The 24,271-nt window shown below is 56.2% G+C and carries 29 protein-coding genes; all 29 read right to left on the bottom strand.

The genetic code is table 11. The annotated features are described in order from the left end of the window. Positions 1-117: 117 nt before the first annotated feature. Positions 118-1,782 carry a ribonuclease J gene (locus AABB29_RS11925; protein ID WP_373636527.1) on the bottom strand — a complete coding sequence of 555 codons (1,665 nt, stop codon included), beginning with the start codon at positions 1,780-1,782 and terminating at the stop codon, positions 118-120. Continuing rightward, entirely contained in the window at positions 1,779-2,552 is a 774-nt protein-coding gene (locus AABB29_RS11920; protein ID WP_341366698.1) for a type III pantothenate kinase, read from the bottom strand. Before AABB29_RS11920 ends, AABB29_RS11925 begins: the two co-directional genes overlap by 4 nt. Positions 2,553-2,565: 13 nt before the next feature. Then, positions 2,566-3,330: a biotin--[acetyl-CoA-carboxylase] ligase gene (locus AABB29_RS11915; RefSeq protein WP_373636526.1), complete on the bottom strand. Its 765-nt coding sequence runs from the start codon at positions 3,328-3,330 to the stop codon at positions 2,566-2,568. A 27-nt stretch (positions 3,331-3,357) separates the two neighbouring features. After that, positions 3,358-4,794, bottom strand: a complete 1,437-nt coding sequence (nuoN, locus tag AABB29_RS11910; protein ID WP_341366701.1) for an NADH-quinone oxidoreductase subunit NuoN — start codon at positions 4,792-4,794, stop codon at positions 3,358-3,360. 12 nt (positions 4,795-4,806) lie between these two features. After that, a complete protein-coding gene (locus AABB29_RS11905; protein WP_373636524.1) occupies positions 4,807-6,351 on the bottom strand; it encodes an NADH-quinone oxidoreductase subunit M in 1,545 nt (514 codons plus the stop codon). Then, positions 6,351-8,474 carry an NADH-quinone oxidoreductase subunit L gene (nuoL, locus tag AABB29_RS11900; RefSeq protein WP_341366702.1) on the bottom strand — a complete coding sequence of 708 codons (2,124 nt, stop codon included), beginning with the start codon at positions 8,472-8,474 and terminating at the stop codon, positions 6,351-6,353. The genes AABB29_RS11905 and nuoL overlap by 1 nt, the downstream gene beginning before the upstream one ends. A 4-nt stretch (positions 8,475-8,478) precedes the next feature. Next, the gene (nuoK, locus tag AABB29_RS11895) at positions 8,479-8,784 is read right to left on the bottom strand and encodes an NADH-quinone oxidoreductase subunit NuoK (RefSeq protein ID WP_247128202.1); all 306 of its coding nucleotides are present in this window, start codon (positions 8,782-8,784) and stop codon (positions 8,479-8,481) included. Then, on the bottom strand, positions 8,781-9,314 hold the full coding sequence (locus tag AABB29_RS11890) for a hypothetical protein (protein ID WP_341366703.1): 534 nt from the start codon (positions 9,312-9,314) through the stop codon (positions 8,781-8,783). Before AABB29_RS11890 ends, nuoK begins: the two co-directional genes overlap by 4 nt. Then, a complete protein-coding gene (locus tag AABB29_RS11885; RefSeq protein ID WP_341366704.1) occupies positions 9,311-9,919 on the bottom strand; it encodes an NADH-quinone oxidoreductase subunit J in 609 nt (202 codons plus the stop codon). The genes AABB29_RS11890 and AABB29_RS11885 overlap by 4 nt, the downstream gene beginning before the upstream one ends. Next, entirely contained in the window at positions 9,916-10,305 is a 390-nt protein-coding gene (locus AABB29_RS11880; RefSeq protein WP_341366705.1) for a carboxymuconolactone decarboxylase family protein, read from the bottom strand. The genes AABB29_RS11885 and AABB29_RS11880 overlap by 4 nt, the downstream gene beginning before the upstream one ends. Beyond that, positions 10,302-10,688: a carboxymuconolactone decarboxylase family protein gene (locus AABB29_RS11875; RefSeq protein ID WP_341366706.1), complete on the bottom strand. Its 387-nt coding sequence runs from the start codon at positions 10,686-10,688 to the stop codon at positions 10,302-10,304. Before AABB29_RS11875 ends, AABB29_RS11880 begins: the two co-directional genes overlap by 4 nt. After that, complete coding sequence (locus AABB29_RS11870; RefSeq protein WP_341366707.1) at positions 10,689-11,135, bottom strand: DUF4259 domain-containing protein; 447 nt, start codon at positions 11,133-11,135, stop codon at positions 10,689-10,691. A gap of 12 nt (positions 11,136-11,147) precedes the next feature. Then, a complete protein-coding gene (gene nuoI / locus AABB29_RS11865; RefSeq protein ID WP_341366708.1) occupies positions 11,148-11,642 on the bottom strand; it encodes an NADH-quinone oxidoreductase subunit NuoI in 495 nt (164 codons plus the stop codon). Continuing rightward, positions 11,639-11,860 (bottom strand): hypothetical protein, encoded by a 222-nt coding sequence (locus AABB29_RS11860; protein ID WP_341366709.1) that lies wholly within the window; start codon positions 11,858-11,860, stop codon positions 11,639-11,641. Before AABB29_RS11860 ends, nuoI begins: the two co-directional genes overlap by 4 nt. Before the next feature lie 124 nt (positions 11,861-11,984). Beyond that, complete coding sequence (locus AABB29_RS11855) at positions 11,985-12,713, bottom strand: hypothetical protein (RefSeq protein ID WP_341366710.1); 729 nt, start codon at positions 12,711-12,713, stop codon at positions 11,985-11,987. Continuing rightward, on the bottom strand, positions 12,713-13,753 hold the full coding sequence (nuoH, locus tag AABB29_RS11850; protein ID WP_341366711.1) for an NADH-quinone oxidoreductase subunit NuoH: 1,041 nt from the start codon (positions 13,751-13,753) through the stop codon (positions 12,713-12,715). The genes AABB29_RS11855 and nuoH overlap by 1 nt, the downstream gene beginning before the upstream one ends. An 11-nt stretch (positions 13,754-13,764) precedes the next feature. Next, the gene (nuoG, locus tag AABB29_RS11845) at positions 13,765-15,783 is read right to left on the bottom strand and encodes an NADH-quinone oxidoreductase subunit NuoG (protein ID WP_341366712.1); all 2,019 of its coding nucleotides are present in this window, start codon (positions 15,781-15,783) and stop codon (positions 13,765-13,767) included. A 216-nt stretch (positions 15,784-15,999) separates the two neighbouring features. Beyond that, positions 16,000-16,407 (bottom strand): DUF5333 domain-containing protein, encoded by a 408-nt coding sequence (locus AABB29_RS11840; protein WP_341366713.1) that lies wholly within the window; start codon positions 16,405-16,407, stop codon positions 16,000-16,002. A gap of 127 nt (positions 16,408-16,534) precedes the next feature. After that, the gene (locus AABB29_RS11835) at positions 16,535-16,768 is read right to left on the bottom strand and encodes a hypothetical protein (protein WP_341366714.1); all 234 of its coding nucleotides are present in this window, start codon (positions 16,766-16,768) and stop codon (positions 16,535-16,537) included. Positions 16,769-16,776: 8 nt separating this feature from the next. Continuing rightward, positions 16,777-17,190 (bottom strand): hypothetical protein, encoded by a 414-nt coding sequence (locus AABB29_RS11830; RefSeq protein ID WP_341366715.1) that lies wholly within the window; start codon positions 17,188-17,190, stop codon positions 16,777-16,779. Continuing rightward, the gene (gene nuoF / locus AABB29_RS11825; protein ID WP_341366716.1) at positions 17,187-18,473 is read right to left on the bottom strand and encodes an NADH-quinone oxidoreductase subunit NuoF; all 1,287 of its coding nucleotides are present in this window, start codon (positions 18,471-18,473) and stop codon (positions 17,187-17,189) included. Before nuoF ends, AABB29_RS11830 begins: the two co-directional genes overlap by 4 nt. After that, positions 18,473-18,703 carry a DUF5337 domain-containing protein gene (locus AABB29_RS11820; RefSeq protein ID WP_341366717.1) on the bottom strand — a complete coding sequence of 77 codons (231 nt, stop codon included), beginning with the start codon at positions 18,701-18,703 and terminating at the stop codon, positions 18,473-18,475. The genes nuoF and AABB29_RS11820 overlap by 1 nt, the downstream gene beginning before the upstream one ends. Positions 18,704-18,794: 91 nt before the next feature. Beyond that, positions 18,795-19,628 carry an NADH:ubiquinone oxidoreductase gene (locus AABB29_RS11815; protein WP_373636523.1) on the bottom strand — a complete coding sequence of 278 codons (834 nt, stop codon included), beginning with the start codon at positions 19,626-19,628 and terminating at the stop codon, positions 18,795-18,797. A gap of 234 nt (positions 19,629-19,862) precedes the next feature. After that, on the bottom strand, positions 19,863-20,936 hold the full coding sequence (locus tag AABB29_RS11810) for an NADH-quinone oxidoreductase subunit E (RefSeq protein ID WP_341366720.1): 1,074 nt from the start codon (positions 20,934-20,936) through the stop codon (positions 19,863-19,865). Between the two features lie 157 nt (positions 20,937-21,093). Further along, on the bottom strand, positions 21,094-21,417 hold the full coding sequence (locus tag AABB29_RS11805; RefSeq protein ID WP_341366721.1) for a hypothetical protein: 324 nt from the start codon (positions 21,415-21,417) through the stop codon (positions 21,094-21,096). Positions 21,418-21,460: 43 nt separating this feature from the next. Then, positions 21,461-21,616, bottom strand: a complete 156-nt coding sequence (locus AABB29_RS11800; protein ID WP_341366722.1) for a hypothetical protein — start codon at positions 21,614-21,616, stop codon at positions 21,461-21,463. Positions 21,617-21,643: 27 nt separating this feature from the next. Continuing rightward, on the bottom strand, positions 21,644-22,066 hold the full coding sequence (locus tag AABB29_RS11795) for a hypothetical protein (protein ID WP_341366723.1): 423 nt from the start codon (positions 22,064-22,066) through the stop codon (positions 21,644-21,646). Continuing rightward, positions 22,066-23,304, bottom strand: a complete 1,239-nt coding sequence (locus AABB29_RS11790; protein ID WP_373636522.1) for an NADH-quinone oxidoreductase subunit D — start codon at positions 23,302-23,304, stop codon at positions 22,066-22,068. Before AABB29_RS11790 ends, AABB29_RS11795 begins: the two co-directional genes overlap by 1 nt. Positions 23,305-23,307: 3 nt before the next feature. Further along, positions 23,308-24,204, bottom strand: a complete 897-nt coding sequence (locus AABB29_RS11785) for a sulfotransferase (protein WP_341366724.1) — start codon at positions 24,202-24,204, stop codon at positions 23,308-23,310. Between the last annotated feature and the right edge of the window lie 67 nt (positions 24,205-24,271).

The raw sequence follows: 24,271 nt of genomic DNA, 5'->3' as shown, positions 1-24,271 counted from the left end.
AATCGTTCCTCGGAAAATCAGTTGACGAACCAGCCAAAAACCTGATTGGCCGAACAGAATCCAGCCCGACTTTCAAGACGAGAGCAGACAGTCGAGATAGCATTTTAGTCGCGGATCCTAGCCCAATCGGCTCACAATCACCGTCACTTCGGGTTTCTTGCCGATCTCACCCTGTGCAGACCGCCGCGCGATGCTGCGTAGCTCTTTTTCCAGCTTGTCGTCGTCTATAAGCGTCTTGTCATCTGCGCGCCCCAGGAACTGGCTGAGGTCTTCTTCGATCACTTCGGCCAATGGCGTGTTCGACGAGCCGACCTCGGGCAGCCCGTTGATTTCGACCCAAGGCTCGCCCAGGGGATCACCATCTTCGTCGATGATCAATGTCACGATCATATGCCCGTTAAGCGCCATGCGGATGCGATTGCGCACGATCCCGTCGAGCGCGCCGATTTGCACCGATCCATCCAAGTAAGTCCGCCCGGTTTCGATATATTCGGCGACGGTGGGCTGGTTACCAGAGAGGTCGATCATCATCCCGTTCACAGCTACTATACCCGTCAGCCCGCCTGCATTGCCCAGTTTGACATGCTCGCGCAGGTGCCGGTGTTCGCCGTGCATAGGCACCAAAATCTGCGGCTTTACGATCTGATGCATCCGTTGCAAATCAGGCCGGTTCGCATGGCCCGAGACGTGGTATTTACCCCCCGCATCATCGACCACATCAACGCCCATCTCGGACAGCTGGTTCATGATCCGAATGACCCCCCGTTCATTGCCGGGGATCGTCTTGGAACTGAAGAGGAAGGTATCCCCTTCCTTCAGCTTCAGCCCCAGATAGGACCCCTGCGCCAGTTGGGCGGAGGCCGCGCGCCGTTCGCCCTGGCTTCCGGTGACCAGCAGCATCAGGTTCTCGCGCGGGATATTTTGCGCATCCTCCGGGCTGACCGTTGCGGGGAAACCGTCCAATATGCCTTCTTGCGTGGCCGCTTCGACCATGCGCCGCATGGCCCGGCCGAGCAGGCAGACAGAGCGCCCCGCCGCCTGCGCCGCCAATGCCAGCGTTTTCAGCCGCGCGATATTGCTGGCGAAGGTGGTCGCGACGACCATGCCCTTGGCCTCGCCCATCAGGGCGGTGATGGGTTCTGCGATTGTTGTCTCGGACCGCCCGGGTGCCTGCGTAAACACATTGGTGCTGTCGCAGATTAGTGCTTTGACCCCGTCTTTGGACACTTCGGTCCAGAGCGCCTCATCCCAAGGATCGCCGACAACAGGCGTCTCATCAATCTTGAAATCGCCCGAGTGCAGCACGCGCCCATCAGGGCTGTCGATCACCAGCCCAGCACTTTCCGGGATGGAATGGCTGATCGGCAGGTAGGATACTTTAAACGGCCCGCAATCGATCTGATGCGGATAGGTGTCCACCACCTGCACCACGCCTTCGGGATGCCCATGTTCGCCCAGCTTGCGCCGCGCGATGTTGGCAGTGAAGGGCCGGGCATAGACAGGGGCGCCCAGACGCTCCCAACAATGCCCCACAGCGCCCACGTGATCCTCATGCGCATGCGTGATAAAGATACCTTCGATCTGGGCCTTACGCTCTTCGAGCCAGGCAATATCGGGCAGGATCAGATCCACCCCGGGCGAGCCGTCCATATCGGGGAAGGTCACCCCCAGATCAACGACAATCAGCCGTTCGGCGCCCGGTGCCCCATAGCCATAGACATAGGCATTCATGCCAATTTCGCCAGCGCCCCCAAGAGGCAGATAGATCAGGCGGTCACTCATGCATTGTCCTTGTTATATTGTTGGATGACGGTCAGCCCGTGCATCGTCAGATCGTCTTCGAAAGCGTCAAACAGCGCCTCGGCCTGTTGAAACAGCGGGGCCAGCCCCCCGGTCGAGATCACCTGCATGGGCACGCCGCGTTCTGCCTTGATCCGCGCGCATATCTCACGGACGAGGCCGATGTAACCCCAAAAGACTCCAGATTGCATGCAGGCCACAGTATTGGTGCCGATCACTTGTTGCGGCTTAGAGATATCGACGTGCGGTAGTGCTGCGGCTGCATTGTGCAACGCCTCAAGTGACAGGTTCACCCCCGGCGCAATTACACCGCCGACATAGGCCCCGTCACTGGCGACGACATCAAAGGTGGTGGCTGTCCCGAAATCGACCACAATCAAATCGCCGCCGTGCCGGTCATAGGCCCCTGCTGTGTTGACCAGCCGGTCAGGCCCCACTTGGGTTCCTTCGTCCACGCGCGGATCAACGGGCAGCAGGCAATCGGATTTCCCGACAACCAGTGGTCGACAATTGTAATAACGGTCCGCAAAGACCCGCAGGTTAAAAACCACACGCGGGACGGTCGAGCTGATGATGACCTCATCGATATGCGCATCCATGTTCTGAAAGCGCATCAGGGTCGAGAGCCAGACATAATACTGATCCGCCGTGCGCTGCCACTCAGTGCTGGTCCGCCAGGTCGCGATAAACGCCTCGCCGTCCCAGATGGAAAAGACCGTATTGGTGTTGCCGCAATCAATGGCCAGAAGCATGGCCCCTTCCCCCCTAGAAAAACACATCCGCTGCGGCAATGGCCCGCATACCGGTCGTTGTGCGTAGCACCAAATTGCCATCATCGTCGATGCTTTCAAAGATGCCGGTGATGTCGTCGCGCCCGGTCCGGGCGGTAATCAGCTCACCCAGGCGGGCGGCCTTGGACAGCCACGCATCGCGGACATTTGCAAAACCATGCGCGGCCAATTGCATTTCCTGCTGCGCATAAGCCGCAGCCAGGACATTCAGAAAATCCTCCGGCGTGACATCCCACCCCCCAGCCGCCTTCAGGCTGGTCGGGGCAAAGCTTGCGCCCGTGACGCCTTCCGGGACGTGCATGAGGTTCACCCCGATCCCGATGGAAAGCCAATCAACGCGCGGGCCCTGACCACTGCTTTCCAGCAGGATGCCCGCTACTTTACCGCCGGACAGCAGCACATCATTGGGCCATTTCAGGGCAAGCTTCTCAGCCGGGACATAAACGGACAGCGCCTGAAACAGCGCATTGGCCGCCAAAAATGAACGTTTTGCCGCCTCCGCTGGTGGCACATCCGGTTTGAAGATCAGCGTCGCATTCAAGTTGCCCGGCGGGACGACCCAAGGGCGCCCGCGTCGCCCGCGCGCGGCCGTTTGCGTTTCGGCCATAATCCACGTCGGCTGGACCAGATCAGAGGCGCGTCGGGCAGCCTCGGCCATTGTGCTATCGGTGCGAGCAAGTACAACACGGGCGTAGTCCTGCGGCCATTGCGCATGGTCCGTCTGGTCTGGCAGGGCCATCACACCTGGCCTGTTATGGCGGGACGCTTAGTTAACAAGCGCTGCTGCCGCGGCTGCCGCAGCGGGTTCGATACCAAACAGGTTCACCACCCCAAGCAACATCATCAAAGCAGCACCCATCATGAATGTCCAAAGCACTGGTGTCGCCTTGCCATCGATGCCTTCACCCTCTTCACCGAAATACATGAAATAGACGATCCGCAGATAATAGAAGGCCCCGATCACGGATGCGATCACGCCGAGGATGGCAAGCCAAGCCAGCCCGCCATCATAGGCTGCACGCAACACGTAAAATTTGCCGAAGAAGCCAACCATGGGCGGCACACCTGCCAAGCTGAACAGCAGCACCAGCATGGCCAGCGCGCGCAAGGGCTGACGTTTGGAATACATCTTGAGACTATCAATATGGGTCACTGGGCGGCCGTCCCGTTCCATCGTCAGAATAAAGGCGAAGGTCCCAATATTCATTGTGACATAGATGGCCATGTAGATCAGCATGGCCTGCACCCCAAAGGCTGTCCCCGAGGCGAGGCCCATCAGTGCAAATCCCATATGGGCGATCGAGGAATAGGCCATCAAGCGCTTGATATCGGTCTGCCCAATTGCAGCGACCGCGCCAAGGAACATAGATGCAACAGACAGAAAGGCGACGATCTGCTGCCAGTCCCCGACAATCCCGCCAAAGGCATCATGCACGACCCGGGCAAACAGGCCCATCGCGGCCACTTTAGGGGCTGTCGCAAAGAATGCCGTGACCGGCGTGGGCGAGCCTTCGTAAACATCGGGCGTCCACATATGGAACGGGGCGGCGGAGACCTTAAAGGCGAAACCGGCAATCAAGAACACCAGGCCAAAAAGCAGACCGATGGATGGGTGATGGGCTGTTGCCTCAATAATGCCGCTGAACAGGGTCGTGCCCGCAAAACCATAAGTCAGCGATGCACCATATAACAGCAAACCAGAAGACAGGGCACCAAGGACAAAGTATTTCAAACCCGCCTCGGTCGACTTGACGCTGTCCCGGCGCAATGCGGCCACGACATAAAGCGCCAGTGACTGCAGTTCGAGCCCCATATATAGCGCCATCAGATCCCCGGCCGAGACCATGACCATCATCCCGACAACAGCCAGAGAAATCAGCAGCGGATATTCAAAACGCAGCAAGCCGCGCCGTTGCATATAGCTTTCCGACATCAACAAAATTGCCGCGGCAGACATCAGGATCGTGATCTTGGCAAAGCGTGCAAAGCTGTCATCCACGAACATGCCGCCAAAGGCGATATTTGTCCCCTGCCCGTTGATCCCGATCCAAACGGCCAGCAGCACAAACAACGCCGAGGTCACCCAAGTCAACAAAGGGGCCATGGCATCCTTGGTCGTATAAACCGCAGCCAGCAACGCGCCCATCGCATAAAGCGCCAGCACCACCTCGGGCATCAGGATTTGGATATCATTGGCAAACATATCGCCGGTTCCTTAATTCGATGCGAACTGCGTGGCGGCCTCAAAGGTCGCAAGCGCAGTTTCATAGTTGCCGACCAGCGCATTCACGCTTGGGCCGATAATGTCGAGCACGAGCGCCGGATACACACCCAGCAGCAATGTCATGACCACCAGGGGAACAAAGATCATCCGCTCGCGCTTGGTCATATCCTTGATCGTCTTCAGGCTTTCCTTGATCAGGTCACCCATCACCACGCGCCGATAAAGCCAAAGCGCATAGGCCGCAGACAGGATCACCCCGGACGTTGCGATTACAGCAACCCAGGTGTTGACCTGGAAAACACCCATCAATGTCAGAAATTCCCCAACAAAGCCCGATGTTCCGGGCAGCCCCACATTGGCCATCGTGAAGAACATGAAGATCAGCGCATAGGCCGGCATCCGATTGACCAGCCCGCCATAGGCGTCAATCTCGCGCGTGTGCATCCGGTCATAGATGACGCCAACACATAGGAACAGCGCACCAGAGATAAAGCCGTGACTGATCATCTGGAAAATCGCCCCATCAACACCTTGCTGGTTGACCGAGAAAATCCCCATCGTCACGTAGCCCATATGCGCCACGGACGAATAGGCGATCAGCTTTTTCATATCTTCCTGCACCAGCGCCACCAGCGACGTGTAGACAATTGCAATCGCCGATAACCAAAGCACAAGCGGGCCCATGACCTCTGATCCCACGGGGAACATCGGCAGGCTGAACCGCAAGAAGCCATAGCCGCCCATTTTCAACAGGATCGCCGCCAGCACGACCGACCCGGCTGTTGGCGCCTGCACATGGGCATCAGGCAACCATGTATGCACCGGCCACATGGGCATCTTGACCGCGAAACTTGCGAAGAAAGCCAGCCACAGCAGCGTCTGCATGCCGCCGATGATCTGGATGCCCAGCACGCTGAATGTCTCGGTGCCAAATGAATGGGTCATCAAGGTCGGAATATCCGTTGTGCCCGCATCGGCGAACATCGCGACCATCGCCACCAGCATCAGCACTGAGCCGAGGAAGGTGTAAAGGAAGAACTTGAAGGACGCATAAATCCGGTTCTTGCCGCCCCAAATGCCGATGATCAGGAACATTGGGATCAGACCTGCCTCAAAGAAAAGGTAGAACAAGACCAGATCAAGCGCCATGAACACGCCCAACATCAGCGTTTCAAGCACAAGGAATGCAATCATGTATTCCTTGACCCGCGTAGTCACGTCCCAGCAAGACGCGATCACAAGCGGCATCAGGAATGTTGTCAGCATCACAAACAGAATGCTGATCCCATCGACACCCATTTTATATTGCAGACCCAAAAGCCAATCATAGCTTTCGACCATCTGGAAATCTGTATTGGAGGGATCGAACTCGCTCAGGACAAAAAGCGAGACAAAAAGCGTAAACAAAGTAGTGGCCATGGCCACCCATTTGGTGTTGCGCTGTGCATCGGCGTCATCGCCGCGCAGGAACACCGCAAGGATCACCGCGCCGATCAGCGGAATGAAGGTCACCATGGACAGCAAAGTCGTTCCCATCAGTCTGCCCCTCCGGTCAACGTCACCCAGGTCAGCAGCACCGCGATCCCCAGAACCATCGCAAAGGCATAACCAAAGATATATCCCGATTGGGCCCGACCAGCGAGCCGGGTGAAGAATGGAATGATCCCCATGGCCAGCCCGTTAATGCCCCCGTCGATTGTGTTTGTATCGCCCTGCTTCCACAAAAGCCGGCCCAAAGCCATCGCAGGCTTGACGAAGATGGCATTGTAAATCTCGTCGAAATACCACTTGTTGAGCAGGAATTGATAAAGCGGCGCCTGCTGTGTTGCCAGCTTGGCGGGCCAGTCAGGCCGGCGGATATACATCTGATACGCCAGAGCAAGCCCCGCAAGCATCGCAAAGAACGGCGCCAGCTTGACCCAGACAGGGACCTCATGCGCTTCGTTCAGCACGTGATTGTCCGGGCTGTTGTGGATCGCGCCTTCGCCCGGTTCGCCAACAAGGTTGTAATGGGCTTTGCCATGACCACCCTCTTCGGCGTGATCATCTGCATGGTCATCACCGTGATCGTCATGACCTTCTTCGTGATGCGCAGCCTCGGCATAAGGGACGCCAAAAAACTTACCCACCTTGTCATTCGATCCGAAGAATGACCCATACCACAGCATCCCGCTAAAGACTGCGCCAACGGCCAGCACGTAAAGCGGGACCAGCATGATTGTCGGGCTTTCATGGGCATGTTCATGCGTATGCTTGTCACCGCGCGGCTGGCCATAAAACGTCAGGAACATTAAGCGCCAGCTGTAGAAACTGGTCATCAGCGCGGCCACAACCAACATCCAGAAGGCATAGCCACCATGGGTGCCCGCATAGGCGCTTTCGATAATCGCATCCTTTGAGACGAAACCAGCAAAACCAACGGGAAAGCCAACATAAAGCAGCGGAATACCAACGCCGGTGATCGCCAAAGTGCCGATCATCATCATCCAGAAGGTCTTGGGGATCTTATGACGCAACCCGCCATAGTTCCGCATGTCCTGCTCATGATGCATCGCATGGATGACGGACCCGGCACCAAGAAACAGCATCGCCTTAAAGAACGCATGGGTCAGCAGGTGGAACATCGCGACCGAGTAAACACCCAGACCGGCGGCCACAAACATATAGCCCAATTGCGAACAGGTCGAATAAGCAATCACGCGTTTGATGTCGTTCTGCACAAGGCCCACGGTGGCCGCGAAAAATGCGGTGGTCGCACCAAGAAACACGATGAAACTTGTGGCCGCAGGCGCATATTCCATCAACGGTGACATCCGGCACACAAGGAAGACACCAGCGGTCACCATGGTCGCAGCATGGATCAAAGCAGAGACAGGTGTCGGCCCTTCCATGGCGTCGGGCAGCCAGGTGTGCAGGATCAGCTGGGCTGATTTGCCCATCGCCCCAATAAAGAGCAGGAAAGCAATCAGGTTCAGCGTGTTCCAATCGCGCCACATAAAGCTGATCGTATGCTCTTGCAGACTTGGGATCGCGGCAAAGATATCCTCGAAACGGATACTATCCGTCACCATGTAGAGGGCAAAAATGCCCAAAGCGAAACCAAAATCGCCCACGCGGTTGACCACAAAGGCCTTTATGGCCGCCGCATTGGCGCTTGGTTTTTTGAAGTAAAACCCAATCAACAGGTAAGAGGCAACGCCCACACCTTCCCAGCCAAAGAACATCTGCACTAGGTTATCTGCGGTGACCAGCATCAACATCGCAAAGGTAAAGAACGACAGATAAGCAAAGAAGCGGGGGCGATAGCTTTCGCCCTCTTTGAAATTGTCGTCATGGGCCATGTAGCCGAAGGAATAAAGATGCACGAGCGCCGAAACAGTGGTGATCACAATCAGCATGATTGCGGTCAGACGATCCATGCGAATGGCCCAATCAGTGGAAAGCGTGCCACTTTCGATCCAGCGCAGGATATTGACCGTGTAAGTGCCATTAGGATGGGCCGCCGGATCAAGCGTCAGGAACACGATCCACGACAGAAACGCCGATAAAAACAACAGGCTGGTCGCAGTCCACTGGGCGGGCTTTTCCCCCATGAATTTCCAACCAAACCCGCAAAGGATGGCACCGACAAGCGGGGCGAAAAGGATGATGGTTTCCATAGGTTCAGCCCTTCATCACGTTGACGTCTTCAACGTCGATGGTCCCGCGGTTGCGGAAGAAACAGACAAGGATCGCAAGGCCAATCGCGGCCTCTGCGGCAGCAACGGTCAGTACAAACAGGGTAAACACCTGCCCCGTCAGATCGCCCAGATAGCTGGAGAAGGCGACGAGGTTGATATTTACGGCCAGCAGCATCAATTCGATACTCATCAGCAGGATGATCACGTTTTTGCGGTTCAGGAACAGACCAAAGATGCCAATGACAAACAAGGCAGCGGCGACCGCCAAATAATGCTCAAGTCCGATCATTGGGTCGCTCCTGCGGAATTGGGATAGTGGATCTTGCAGCCGTTGAAAACGGGATAGGTGCTCAGAAACTCGTCCATAACGTCCGGTGAGGCAGAGATTTCGTGCACCGAATACCCATTCGTCTTGGCAGTCTGGACTAATTCAGCGACAGAGCCAATTTCATCAACCTTCAACGCACCGCGCGGATGCTGGATCAGATCAATGAATGAGCTGGTTTCAATCCCTTCAGAGCGTTCTTCATCAACAAGCCCATCAACAACAGCCGCTTCGCGCTGGTTGCAATCAACAAAAAGCAGTTGCTGATCATCGCGGCATAGCCGTTGCCATATCAGCCTTTGCCCAACCATGCCGCCGCCCAAATCGACCGGCGCGATACCAGTCAAAGTAACCTCTTCAATATCCCGCGCAAAGCTGCCATCGGCGGCGGTTCGGACCGGTTGCTCTGTCCAACCACCTGGCGGTGGACTCGCGTGACACGACATGGCGGGCACTCCTAAAACCGTAAAGACGAAGATCAGCACAGACTTCATGAAAGCCCCTGCCCCGGTTTGACGTCCTTTAGCTCCATCGCGGTTGCTGGGTCGCGGTGCATCTGTTCGATCACGTTCTGGCGTTTGATATCGACGCGGTGGCGCAGGGTCAGCACGATGGCACCGATCATGGCCACAAGCAGGATCAGACCGGCCAATTGGAACAGGATGAAATACTGATCATAGATCAACAGACCCAAAGCGCGGGTATTATCCAGATCACCAATCGGGGCAGCAAGACGGTCGGCACTGCCATCGGCAAAGCTCCAGCTGCCCAAAGCCATGACCAATTGCATCAAGATCACAACGCCGATCAGCAAGGCCAGAGGCAGATAGCGGGTCATCTCGGCCTTCAATTCGGCGAAATCGACATCCAGCATCATCACGACAAACAAGAACAGTACCGCAACAGCGCCCACATAGACAATGATCAGCAACATGGCGACAAATTCAGCGCCCAACGTGACAAACAGGCCGGCAGAGGACAAAAACGCCAGGATCAACCACAGAACCGAGTGCACCGGGTTGCGGCTGACAACTGTCATCAGCCCGCCCGCCACAGTGGTCACGGCAAATAGGTAGAATGTGAACGCGAAAACAGTCATGTTTCGTCCTTTTCCAACACTTCGTTCGCCAGTTCCATGGCCTTGGTCATCGCAGGAACGCCGCCGAACACACCCATCTGGGCGATGACTTCCGCGATTTCCTGTTTCGTGGCACCCACCTCGACCAGATGGCGCACGGTCAGGCGAATTTGCGCATCCGCCTGCGCACCCAATACAGTCAAGCCCGCGAGGGTCAACATCAGACGCGTCTTAGCATCCAAGCCATCAGGGTTGATACCCTTGCCAAAGAACATCTCCATTGTCTCTTTGGGCATTGTGGGCCACAGCGTTTCAAAGGCGTTTGGGTTGAAGGCATCAGCATTCATCGCCTTGGCCCAGTCCTGGCCCATCTTCATCATGGCATCGAAAGGGTTTTGATCGGTCATGCGGTATCCTCACCCTCAAAAACCTCAATAGCCGCATTCATCGCGTTGATCATGGCCGGAAAGCCACCGTAAAGCGTCATCTGATAAATGATCTCACAAACCTCTTCACGGCTTGCCCCCACAGCGCGGGCGCTGGCGATATTCACCTTTAGCTGCGGTTTGGTTTGACCGCCCAAGGCCGCCAATGCGGCAATCGTGGCCAAAAGCCGTGTCTTTTCGTCCACGACGCCGCGCGCGTAGAAGGTGCCATAGGGCACCTCGACCACCATGCGCGAAAGGCCAGGGACCAAGGCATCATAGCGGGCCGCCAAAGCATCTTCCATGCCAGGGTTCACCTGCTCGGACAGGGCTTTGCCCCGTTCATATGCGCCTGTCTCAGCCAATTACACGGCCTCCAGACGCGATTTCAAATCCGCGACACTCGCCAAGAAGGCGGCGTTGTCATGCGGGGCGGCCTCGGCCCAAAGCTCGGCCAGTTCAGAGGTTTCCGCATGAACCACCCGATCCAGAACAGCCAAGCAAGGGGCGACCAGGTCACCAGCCTGCAAGACGGCCGCTTTATGGGCGATCAGATCGGATTGCAAAGTCTCGGCATTTGCACCCATCGGAAAGGCGGCAACACCGGACAGGGGTTTGCCATGGCAGGCCGCGACAACTTCGGCTGCGGCAACAGCGCCAGAGCCGATATCAACCTCGACATAGTCATCAGTCGCAAGGCCTTGGAATTCGGCAAAGACTTCATGCAAGGCGGACACGCCATCATCCTGATAGGCGATGAACCAATCCATCGCCCCATCATTGTCAAACGGTCCTGCTCCCCAAGCGCCCATCAGTTCATTCCCTCAGCGATACGGTGCATCAAGCTCAAGATTGCGGGCAATCTCAGCTTCCCAACGGTCGCCATTCTCCAAAAGCTTGGCCTTATCGTAATACAGCTCTTCGCGGGTTTCGGTGCTAAATTCGAAATTCGGGCCCTCAACAATAGCATCAACCGGGCAGGCTTCCTGGCAGAAACCGCAATAGATGCATTTGGTCATGTCGATGTCATAACGGGTGGTGCGGCGGCTGCCGTCATCACGCGGTTCGGCGTCGATGGTGATGGCCTGCGCGGGGCAGACGGCCTCACATAGCTTACAGGCAATGCAGCGCTCTTCCCCGTTGGGATAACGACGCAGAGCATGTTCGCCGCGAAAGCGCGGGGAAAGCGGGCCCTTTTCATGCGGGTAGTTCAACGTCGCCTTGGGCGAAAAGAAATAGCGCATGGTCAAACGAAAGGCCGACCAAAAATCCTGCAGCAGGAAATATTTGGCGGCGCGGGTGTAGTCCATTTGGCTCACGGTTTCACCTCAACAATGTTCGGGCTGGCAGGCTCTACCCGGTCATCCGCGGTCTGAAACAGAAAGGCCGCCAATTCGCCATCGGCAATCTCAGCCGAGCCATCAGCCTCATCCGACAAGCGCTGCATCGAAAAATTCGCTTCAAGCGTAAGGGCGAAATCAAACAAATCGCGGGCCGAGGCCTGTGAAATGGCTTCCCAAATTTTGCTATTCGACATTTTTAGCTCCTTGAAGATTTGCGGGTAGAAGGGCTAGTGGGCAGGTTAGACAAAGGCACCGCGAAGTGCAGAATGTCGTTATGCGACGTACACCTGACAGCGCGCTGATATTTGATGAAGGCCATCAGTTATCTTCCTCGCATTCTTCTGCAATACCAGACTCAATGAGGTAGGCTTCATGGGCAGAAAATGCACGATCACCTGCATCTACGCGCTCAGCAACAGTCATCGTTTCAAACGGAATATCCAAGTACCGCTGTACAAAAACACCCCACTGAATGCAGTATTCGCCCCGATCTATCGCTTCATTTACATCAAATCGCATGTTTTCGGAATATGAAGACAAGCCCGGCGTTTCATTTGCCCGAAGACAGTCCGCAAGCTCTATTGAAGTTAGAATTTCTGAACGCAGCTTTTGAAGTTCAGATACGCTCATGCGCGTATCAATATCGGAGCGGGAACCGAACTGCTCCATAAACTCCAGCGCTCTCACAACATGTGTCGATTGAAGGGCAACGATCGACATGCTGTTGATGGATGACGGATCGAAGACCTCACTCAAATCGTCTGTAAACACAGCCAGAAACATCCAGGGTTTCCCACCAGCCTCCGTCTGTTCGACTAAGCGGTCTGAGAGTTCCGGCCATAACGTCTTGGCAACGTAGCTTTCGGGATAAACGAAATCTAATGCAGCGACTTCGCCGGGACATACCCTCGTCAAATGTGCATCCACAAACTCTTGGAAACGTACTTCTAAGCTTGCCAGAGCGACATCAAAGTCCAGAGAGCTCTGCGCCATAACGCTGGCCGGAGCCATCAGACAACCAATCAAAGATGCGGCCCGCAAAAACATCAACCACCCACCGCCCAACGCGCCCAGAACCCGCCAAACGCTTCGTATTTGGCCAAGAATGCCACGATGACGACCCAGGCCAGTGACAGCGGCAGGAAGACCTTCCAGCCGATCCGCATCAGTTGGTCATAGCGGTAGCGCGGGGTGATGGCCTTCACCATCGAGAACATGAAGAACACGGCGGCCATCTTCAGGATCATCCAGAATATCCCATCTGGCAGGAATGGCACCGGTGACAGCCAGCCGCCAAAGAACAAAAGCGAGACCAGCGCGCACATCAACACCACGGCCATCAGCTCGCCGATCATGAAGAGCAGGAAGGGGGTGGATGAGTATTCCACCTGATAGCCCGCAACCAGTTCCGATTCCGCCTCGGGCAGATCGAACGGGGGTCGGTTGGTCTCGGCCAGCGCGCTGATGAAGAACAGGAAAAGCATCGGAAAATGCGCAACCCAATACCAGTTGAACAGGCCGCCATTGCCATCTTGCGCCGCAACGATATCACCAAAATTCATCGACCCGGTTGAAATGATCACACCGATGATGATCAATCCAATGGACACCTCATAGGAAATCATCTGCGCGGCAGAGCGCAACGACCCCAGAAACGGATATTTTGAGTTCGAGGCCCAGCCGCCCATGATCACGCCGTAAACTTCCAGCGAGCCAATGGCGAAGATATAAAGGATAGCCACGTTGATATCGGACAGCACCCAGCCGTCGTTGAACGGGATGACCGCCCAAGAGATCACCGCCAGCACAAAGGCGATCATTGGCGCGAGGAAGAAAACGAATTTGTCCGCGCCCGCAGGAACAACGATTTCCTTGACGATGTATTTCAGGAAATCCGCAAAGGATTGAAGCAACCCAAAAGCGCCAACTACATTGGGGCCCTTGCGCATCTGAACAGCCGCCCAGATTTTACGGTCTGCATACATCAAAAAGGCCAACGCCACCAACAAAGGGACCAAGACCAGCAAACATTGCGCCAGCGTCAAAAGGACAATGCCCAGATTGGTAGTGGTGAAGAATTCAACCATCGTGATCGTCCTTATTCCGCAGCAATCGGTGCGGTCTTGCGGGCTTTGGCGTTGGCGCTTAGCTCAGCCATCAGGCTCGATGCACGCGCAATCGGGTTCGTCAGGTAAAAATCCGTCACAGCATTGCGGAACGCGGCCTTACCGGGCTTCTTGACCGGGACAGGCTGCCAGGCGTTCTCGGGCACCTCATCGATCTTGCCCAAATGCGGATGCGCGGCGACCAAAGCCTGACGCAATTGCGCCATGCTGTCATATGGCAATGTGGCATCCATCTCAGCCGAGAGCGCCCGCAGGATCGCCCAGTTTTCCTTGGCTTCACCGGTCGGGAAGCCCGCGCGCATCGCCAATTGTGGGCGACCTTCAGTATTCACAAACAACCCGTTTTCTTCAGTATAGGCGGCCGAAGGCAGAATAATATCAGCGCGGTGCGCACCGCGATCGCCGTGGCTGCCCTGATAGATCACAAAAGCGCCCGGATCGATATCAACCTCGTCCGCGCCCAGGTTATAGATGACTTCGGCACCATCAAAAGCGGCTTCAAGCCCCCCTTCGGTTACCGCGCCGACATCCATCGCACCCACACGGCTTGCCGCTGTATGCAGGATCAACAGCTTGGAATTAGCGGCCTCTGCAGCCTTCATCGCTTGGCTCAGCACCGCTTCACCATCGACTTCATTCAGCGCGCCCATGCCAACGATCATCACGCCAGCGACGTCTTTTTTGTCCGAATGATCCATGCCAGCCAATTTGACCAGATCATCACGGCCCGTGCCGATCTGCATCACATCAAATGTCAGATCATCAGTCGTGCCGATCCGGGCCACCCGCGCGCCACCAGACCAGGCCTGACGGATGCGGGCATTCAAAACGGGTGCTTCGATCCGCGGATTGGTTCCGACCATCAGGATCATTTGCGCATCATCGATATCCTCGATGGCGGCGTTACCCACATAGGCAGAGCGGTTGCCGATTGGCAGTTTCGCACCATCGGTCCGGCATTCAACGTTTCCGCCCTGCCCTTCGATCAGCTGTTTGAGGGCAAAGGCAGCCTCAACCGGGGCCAGATCACCCACGAGGCCTGCGATTTTCTTGCCCTTCATTGCGGCGGCGGCGGCGGTCAGCGCTTCGGGCCAAGATGCTTTACGCAGCTTGCCGTTTTCGCGAATATATGGCGTGTCCAGCCGTTGGCGCTTTAGCCCGTCCCAGACAAAGCGGGTCTTGTCGGAAATCCATTCCTCATTCACGCCGTCATGGTTGCGCGGCAGAAAGCGCATGACTTCGCGGCCTTTGGTATCCACGCGGATGTTTGACCCCAGCGCGTCCATGACATCGATAGATTCGGTCTTGGTCAGTTCCCATGGGCGGGCCGTGAAGGCGTAAGGCTTCGACACCAGCGCGCCAACCGGGCAAAGATCAATGATATTGCCCTGCATATTCGAATCAAGCGTTTCACCCAGATAGCTGGTAATCTCGGCATCTTCGCCGCGGCCCGTCTGACCCATTTGGTGAATACCCGCGACCTCGGTCGTGAAGCGCACGCAGCGGGTGCAGGAAATGCAGCGGGTCATATGGGTTTCAACCAGCGGGCCGAGGTCCAGATCCTCGGTTGCGCGCTTGGGTTCACGGAAGCGGCTGAAATCCACGCCGTAGGCCATGGCCTGGTCTTGCAGATCGCACTCGCCGCCCTGATCACAGATCGGACAATCGAGCGGATGGTTGATCAGCAGGAACTCCATCACCCCTTCACGGGCCTTTTTGACCATAGGCGAGTTGGTTCTTACCACAGGGGGCTGGCCTTCGGGGCCGGGGCGCAGATCGCGGACCTGCATGGCGCAAGAGGCAGCAGGTTTGGGCGGGCCGCCCACAACCTCAACCAGACACATACGGCAGTTGCCCGCAATCGAAAGCCGTTCGTGATAACAAAAACGGGGAATTTCGATCCCCGCTTCTTCACAGGCCTGGATCAGGGTCATCGCCCCGTCTACTTCGACCTCTTTTTCATCAATGACGACTTTGCGCAGATCGGACATGGCGTGCCTTTATGTTCCCTATCACACAACCATACGCGGGGCGTCGGCTGCGCGTTGCCGCGTTCTACCGCGACAAGAGGCATGATGCCAGTCAGATTGATAAAAAAGCGACCAATTTTCACAGTAAAGACAACCAGCAAGGTCGCCGGATGCAAAAGCTGATCAAGGTTGGTCGCAAATCATGCATATGGAGCGCAAAGCGCGCATTGATCGCCCTTAACGCAAGAGCCAGCCAACACGGGTGTTGGCCGCCATCTGTGCACGGCCAACGGCGCAAAAGGATGCATCATCATCGGCATTTGCGCCAAGACGGGCCAGTTCGGCACGGGCCATGCCCTCAAGCCGATCCTTCTCCGCGCGATCATTCACATAATCGTCGATCTGATCGTCCGAATATCCAAGATCTCTGGCGTGGTCGCGTAAAGAGTTCAAAAACCCAAGGCCGCGCAATGTGCGTGGGCGCAAGCTGTCGCAGCGCTCAGATATCTCATAGGCCATGCCGACATGAATAATCCCGTCGCGCACATACTGGACGTCTTTCAGGGCGGTTTGCGCACAAACACTCCCTGCAAAGCCAATCACTGCGGCCATCATCCCAAAAGCAAAAACAGTTGTCTTTTTCATCTTACACTCTCCTCACAGCCCCGCATTGGGGCGGTCTGGTATGGATCAAGACATTGCCGTTCTGCCCGCGCTATTCAATATCAGGGGGCGGATATAAGATAATTTTGCACAAAACAGGGGGCGGTTGCTAACGCCGCCGCTGCCGTGTCGGGGCAATGCCCGCAGTACCTTTGCGCAAAAAAGCCAACGTCAGGATCAAACCAATTGCGGCCAAAACCCCGGCAGCGGCATAGGCCCACACCGGCGCAATCTCTGCCCGGACCGCTGCGATGGTGTACCATGATGGCACACCGCAAACTGCAAACGTAACAAGGGCCGCGCCAAAGCTCGCGGCCCCATCAAGATAATTTCGAAAGCTCATTGGTCGCCTTAGACAGGGACAAGCATGGCGCTCAACGCCGAATTCTCAAGCGTCTCGGCATCGGCTGCTGGGCACAAATCTGCGCCTGTCAGCTCGACACCGTGTTTGGCGGCAAAGCTACGCTCGCTCACATCTGTTTCGGTATCAATGGCATTGCGCAAAGCATTGGCAGACAGCGTGCCACGGCCAACCTCATTGCGCTTTTCATTCAACTCGGCATCCAGGATGGCGTCATAACGGTAACGCGCACAATTCTGCGCCACCTGATTTGCAATCTTGATCGTCGCAAAATACTGCGCCGTGGGCATCACAAACAATTTCTGTACCGCAGGATCATCAAAAGAGCGCGCAGCGCCCGAACCTGTTGCACAAGCGGCAAGCGTCAGTGTTGCCCCGATTATCAATCCACGAACCATCTTCATTCTGCAGCCATCCCCGCTAGCCGTTTATCTTTGATCCGGTCCTCGATCTCGTCCCGGAAATTCTTGATCAGACCCTGAATGGGCCATGCCGCCGCATCGCCGAGCGCACAAATCGTGTGCCCCTCAACCTGCTTGGTCACATCCAGCAGCATATCAATTTCATCAGGGGTTGCATCCCCTTTCACCAAACGGGCCATAACGCGCATCATCCAGCCGGTCCCTTCGCGGCAAGGGGTGCACTGGCCGCAGCTTTCATGTTTATAGAACTTGGACAATCGCCAGATCGCTTTGACCATGTCGACCGAGTTATCCATGACAATCACCGCCGCCGTTCCAAGGGACGAACCCTTTTCCTTGAGCGCATCAAAATCCATGATCGCATCACGCATATGCTCTCCGCGCACACATGGCACCGATGAGCCACCCGGGATCACGGCCTTGAGGTTATCCCAACCACCGCGAATGCCACCGCAATGCTTTTCGATGAGTTCTTCAAAGGAAATCGACATTTCCTCTTCAACCACACAAGGGTTGTTCACATGGCCGGAAATCGCAAACAGCTTGGTGCCCGCGTTGTTGGGACGCCCCATTGAGGCGAACCAATCGCCGCCCCGGCGCAGAATGGTCGGGACCACCGCAATCGATTCGACGTTGTTCACTGTCGTCGGGCAACCATAAAGGCCCGCGCCTGCCGGAAACGGCGGCTTCATGCGCGGCATGCCCTTTTTGCCCTCAAGGCTTTCGATCAAAGCGGTTTCTTCACCGCAAATATAGGCCCCTGCCCCATGGGTCAGGTAAATATCAAAATCCCAGCCCGACTTGGCAGCGTTTTTGCCAACAAGGCCCGCAGCATAAGCTTCATCAATGGCCGCCTGCAGGGCCTCTTTCTCGCGGATATATTCGCCGCGAATATAGATGTAGCAGGCATGGGCTTTCATCGCGAAACTAGCGATCAGGCAGCCTTCGACCAGCGTATGCGGGTCATGACGCATGATCTCACGGTCTTTGCAGGTGCCCGGCTCTGATTCGTCAGCATTGACCACCAGATAGGCCGGGCGACCATCGCTTTCCTTGGGCATGAAGGACCATTTCAGACCTGTGGGAAAACCCGCACCGCCCCGACCACGCAGGCCGGATGTCTTCATCTCATTGACGATCCAGTCGCGGCCCTTTTTGATGATGGCGGCGGTGCCATCCCAATGACCGCGCTTCTTCGCACCCGCAAGCGTCCGGTCATGCATGCCGTAAAGGTTTGTAAAGATCCGGTTTTCGTCTTTGAGCATTATGTCCCGCCCTTTTCATCCTGGCGTTGGCGCCAGAGCCTAAATATCCGCCACAGCCCAAAGCCGAAACCGCAGAGTGCCGCAAGATCAATCAGCAATCGCACGCGATTGGACCAGCCATATTCTTCACCGATCAGGCCCAGCAGAACCCATAAAGCACCGGTTCCGGCGATGATCAACGCGGCGCGTTGTCCTGCCTTACCTTGATCTGTGTGTCCGTGCTGCGTCATCTTGATCAGCTACCTAAAGCGTTTCGTCAGGCACGGAAAGTATTGCGCGCTGATTTCAGCGCGCAATACGCAAAATTTGATGAATGCGACCCTAGTAGACGCCGCCTTTCTTCACTTTGCTTGAAAATTCGGTTGCGCCGCCCGCAGCAAGTGTCTTGGCCTGCGCAACCCAGTCATCACGGGTGGCGCGGCCTTTGAAACCGGCCAGATTGTCATCCATCCAGGCTTGCTCAGCCGGACCCCATGCAGCGATCTGATCAAAATGGAACACGCCCATCTCGTGCAAAGTTGTTTCAAGCTTGGGCCCAACACCCTTGATCTGCTTCAGATCATCAGGGCCGCCCTCACGCGCAGCACTTAGAAATTCAGGCTTGCCTTCGGTCGCTGGCGCAGGCGCGGCAGCCTTTTCCTTTTTGGCCGCAGGCGCCTTCTTGGCAGCGGCTTTCTTTTCAGTGGTGGCCTTTTTCGCAGTGGTCGTTTTCTTGGCAGCCGCAGGTTTCTTGGCGGCAGTCTTCTCGGCTGCGGCAGGTTTCGCCGCTTCTTCCTTCACCACTTCTTTTTCAGGCGCTGGCTCTTTTGCAGCAGGCGCTTTTTCTTCTTCGACCGGCGCGGTGGTCGTGGCGGTAGCAGCGGCGGCCGAAGCAGCGGGCGCTGGCGCAGGTGCCGGTTCCGGGGTTGGCGCAGGTGCCGGAGCTGGCGCAGGCGTTGGAGCAGCGGCGGAAGCCGGCGGCGTAATCGCCTCATCACCTGTTTGCTGCCAGCCAAGCATCAAGATGACCAAAACAATTGCGCCAATAATGATGCCCAGGAAAAGGGCGCCGAAAAAGCCATATTTGAAAAAGATCAGGGCGATAAGCGCGGCAAGGACGCCGAAAGCGGCGGCAATGGCAATCATCGCACGGCTGATTGGTGCAGTATCTTTCATGGATTTTCTTCTCCCTCAGGTGGCCGCGTTGCAGCCTGCAGACTATTCGTTCGTAGCTCAGCAGCCTAAGCAAGCCGAGCGCTGAATTTATCTGTACCTGAAACAGGTCAAAACACGAAATATTTTGTGATCGACCGGTGGCTTAGACGACAAAAAGGCGCAAAAAAGCAGCAACACCGACAACCATAGATAGATCAGGACTGTTATTGCCACTATGGCGCAACGGTCCGTTGTTTAGGATTTGCCTGCCAAATCCTTGGCCTGCTGCATCCAATTGTCACGAGTGATACGGCCTTTGAATTTCAGGCGGTTATCAACCCACGCGACCTCGGCATCGGTCCATTTTGCGATCTGGTCGAAATGCCAAAAGCCCAGCTCATTCAAAAGCGCTTCAAGCTTGGGTCCAACGCCCGAAATCAATTTCAGATCATCAGCCCCGGCTTTGCGTGGTGCTGACATGGTGCGCGGCTTCTTTTCAGCTGTCGCAGCGGGCGCGGCGTCAGTCTTGGGCTTGGCAGCAGCCTTGGGCTTTGCCGCTTTTGCCTTGGGCGCCGCCGCTGCTTTCTTGGGTGTCTTTTTCGGGGCAGCCTGACCAGTGCCATCCTTCACCCAAGGGGTCAACAAAGGCACTTCGGACCCGTCGATACGTTTGACAGTATCACCAATATCCACAGCAGCCTGCGCGCTAGCGTTATATTGCGTCTTGCCGCTGTCACTGCTGCGCAGCGATGTCAAACCCTTCAGCGGCTCTGACGCATAACGGCCATTCTGCGGGCCGGGGACCGGCACTTTACCTGCGGCCAATTCATCGATGATCTCGCCCAAACGTTCGGCAGTCAGATCCTCGTAATAATCCTTACCGATTTGGGCCATCGGGGCATTCGCACAAGAACCGAGGCATTCGACCTCTTCCCATGAAAACTTGCCATCGGCAGATAGCGCGTGGGGCTGGTCGGCGATCTTCTCTTGGCAGACGCCAATCAGATCCTCGGCCCCGCAAATCATGCAAGATAGCGTGCCGCAAACCTGAATATGAGCGACCGAGCCCACGGGCTGCAGTTGAAACATGAAATAGAATGAGGCCACTTCAAGCGCGCGGATATAGGCCATATCCAACATCTCGGCGATATGTTCGATGGCCGGGCGGGACAACCAGCCCTCTTGTTCCTGGGCACGCCAAAGCAAAGGAATAATGGCCGAGGCCTGACGACCTTCGGGGAATTTCTTCATCTGCGCGGCGGCCCATTTTTGGTTGTCGGGCGTGAAAGCAAAGCTGTCGGGTTGCTCAGGATGAAGACGACGCAGCATGAAATAACCTCGGCTAGGGGCTCGGTTGGCAGGGTAATCCCGTGTTGGTTCCGACCTACACCGAAGCCTGCCAATTGACAACGGTCAGAACCGTCACCGCCCTTTATTCAGCTGCGCCGTTGGCCATGCGCCCGATTGGGCGCATGGGGCTGCCGGATTAGGCAGGGCAAGTCTCGGTGATAACGCGGATATTGGCGCCATCAGCAGTGGCACGGCCTTCGGATTGGAGGGCAACAATAATCGTTTCCAGATCACCCACGCCAACCGTAGCCTGGCTCATGATCGTGGTGACATTGCCGGCCGTCATCAGACAACCATTCGCCTCAACCGCCGCGACAAAGCGCTCCTTGGCCGATTGCGGGTTCACAACGGGCGCAGGTTCCTCGATTGGCGCGGGTTCGGCCACTGGGGCAGAAACGGGGATCGGCACGGCGCAGGCAGACAAAGCAGCAACACAGGCAAGCGCAAGATAGTGTTTCATGGGGGTATTCCTTTTCAGATCACTGCTGTTTTGGGGCAGATGATCACAAAAGGCCGCGGGCAAGGTCAATCAGAAAGATAGCCACTGCGCCAGCAACCGCCGCTTTGATCAGCCGGTTTCGGCCACGGGCCACAAGAGCGCCCGCAATGCCAGCGCCTGCGCCATAGGCCAATAACCAAAGATTGAATGTAATTGTCACTCTCGCGCTCCACTCCAACGGAAAACTTTACGGGTTCGAGGTTTCGCAATTGCGCTCGCGCAATACGAACGACTGATCCTCTGTCTCGACTTCTTCGAAATGTACATCGAAACGCTGCTCAATCTTCGCGTCGACATCAACACCAAAACTATCAAGTTTCTGTTCAAGCATCGGTGCCAGCCGCGTGTGATGTTCAAGCGGCACCGACAAATTGGTCAAAAATGATACGATCAGGCGCTCACGAAAAACATCTTCATCAGGAAAATCGGAACGGTGTAGCTCCACACGGCAGTTTACCGCCATATCCGCAAAGAACCCGACCGTAAGGTCAGCCGTTTGATCCATAGTCAGGCTATCAATGCGCGACAACGCTTCTTCATAGTCATCCGCCCAGGCGGGCACCGAAAGGCACGCCGCAAAAACCGGCGCAAACAGAAAACGCAATAGCACTACCGATCAATCTCACCAAAAACGACATCCATCGTCCCGATGATCGCGGCCACGTCTGCCAACTGATGGCCCTTGCAGATATAATCCATCGATTGCAGATGCAGATAGCCCGGTGCGCGCAGCTTGGCCCGGTAGGGCTGGTTTGACCCATCCGCCACCAGATAAACACCAAATTCGCCCTTTGGGGCCTCAACCGCCGCGTACACCTCACCTTCGGGGACGTGGAAGCCTTCGGTGTAAAGTTTGAAATGGTGGATCAGCGCCTCCATTGAGGTCTTCATCTCACCACGTGTCGGCGGGGTCATCTTGCCCCGGGCCATCACATCACCTTTTTCATGGCGCAGCTTTTCGCAGGCCTGCCGAATGATTGAGGTCGACTGACGCATCTCTTCCATGCGGCAAAGATAACGATCATAACAATCGCCATTCTTGCCGACGGGCACCTGAAATTCGAATTCATCATAGCATTCATAAGGCTGGGCTCGGCGCAAATCCCAAGCAAGGCCAGAGCCACGTACCATCACGCCAGAATAGCCCCATTCCAGAATGTCTTCTTCGGTGACGATCCCGATATTCGCGTTACGCTGTTTGAAAATACGGTTTTCGGTCAGCAGGTTGTCGATATCGTCCAGGAATTTGGGGAACTCCACGGCCCATTGATCAATATCCTCAATCAGCTGATCCGGCAGGTCCTGATGGACACCGCCCGGGCGGAAATAAGCCGCGTGCAACCGGGCACCGCAGGCGCGCTCATAAAAGACCATCAGCTTTTCACGCTCTTCAAAGCCCCAAAGCGGCGGGGTCAGCGCGCCGACATCCAGCGCCTGCGTGGTGACGTTCAGCAAATGATTCAGAACGCGGCCAATCTCGGAATAAAGGACGCGGATCAGGCTTGCGCGACGGGGCACCTCAGTCTTGGTCAGCTTTTCGATGGCCAGACACCAGGCATGTTCCTGGTTCATCGGGGCGACGTAATCGAGCCGGTCAAAATAGGGCAGGTTCTGCAGATAGGTGCGCGATTCCATCAGCTTTTCAGTACCGCGATGCAAAAGGCCGATATGGGGATCACAGCGTTCAACGATCTCGCCATCCAGTTCCAGCACAAGCCGCAACACGCCGTGGGCCGCAGGGTGTTGCGGGCCGAAATTGATGTTGAAATTGCGAATCTGCTGTTCGCCCGTGGCGGCATCCGTCGACCCATCGTCGTAGGTATTTGTCCGAATATTGCCGTCCATCATGGTCTAGCCCTTTGCGCGGTTATCTTGCCACCGTTGTGGCAGGGGGCCGATATTGCGGGCCACCCATTCATAATGTTCGTTCAACAGTCCCAACGCCCGGGGGCGCAGCTTGTCCAGCATAACGACCTCAGGGCCTTCATGCACGGCTGTTTTAACCTCTGCGGCCACAGGTGCAATCCCCAGAAAATCGCAAATTGCCGCCGTACCATCCGTTGTAAACAGCTCTTCGGTGAATTGCACGTGTAACCGGTCTTCCGGGACGACGCGCCGCAGCTTGCGGATGATCTTGGGATAGTCGCCGCGCGCAAGGATATGGCGCTCATGGTCGCGGTTCAGCATCCGGTAAAGAATGTTATTGGCCTTCTTCTCATAGACCTCATGGTCCTGACGCTGACGGCGGGCCTGCATCCGGATATGCGACCAAAGCCGATCTAGCGGGTCGCGGATCAAAAGGACAACTTTTGTATGTGGGTGCACACCCATCATCCGGGCCAGAAACTCATCTGGCAAGGTCGCGTAATTGGGCGTCATATCCGCCACCAGCTTGGGGTTGCCGCGGCCCTCTGTCAGCCAGGCGCGATAGGCCGCATCCCCTGCCCTGTCGCCTTCAAGCACCGCCAAAAGCCCCTTCATCTCATTGATGCGCCGATCAAGGTTCTTGACCTTCCAGCCCTGCCCGGCCTCGCGGGCCTCAATTTTCATATCGCGCAATTCACGCAACCTGACGCGGAAAACGGTGGCCTGCTTGTCCAGCGCTTCAGGCTCAAACGTATCCCAATAATGCGCCTCTTTCACGGCGGGCATAGCGCAGTCTGGGTGATCATGCAGATAGCGATAAAGCCAAGACGTCCCGGCCTTGGTGGCACCGACGCAGAAAAGAACGTTGGTTTCGGACATCATAAGGGCGCGGGCTTAGCTGTTGTAGATCGCGATAAGTGCGATGCATTGCACAATAAACAAAACAAAG

This window comes from Yoonia sp. BS5-3 (genome assembly GCF_038069655.2).
In the GTDB taxonomy this organism is placed as follows: Bacteria; Pseudomonadota; Alphaproteobacteria; order Rhodobacterales; family Rhodobacteraceae; genus Yoonia; species Yoonia phaeophyticola.
The sequence above is the reverse complement of the archived record's forward strand: the minus strand, read 5'-3'. Positions and strand labels throughout refer to the sequence as shown.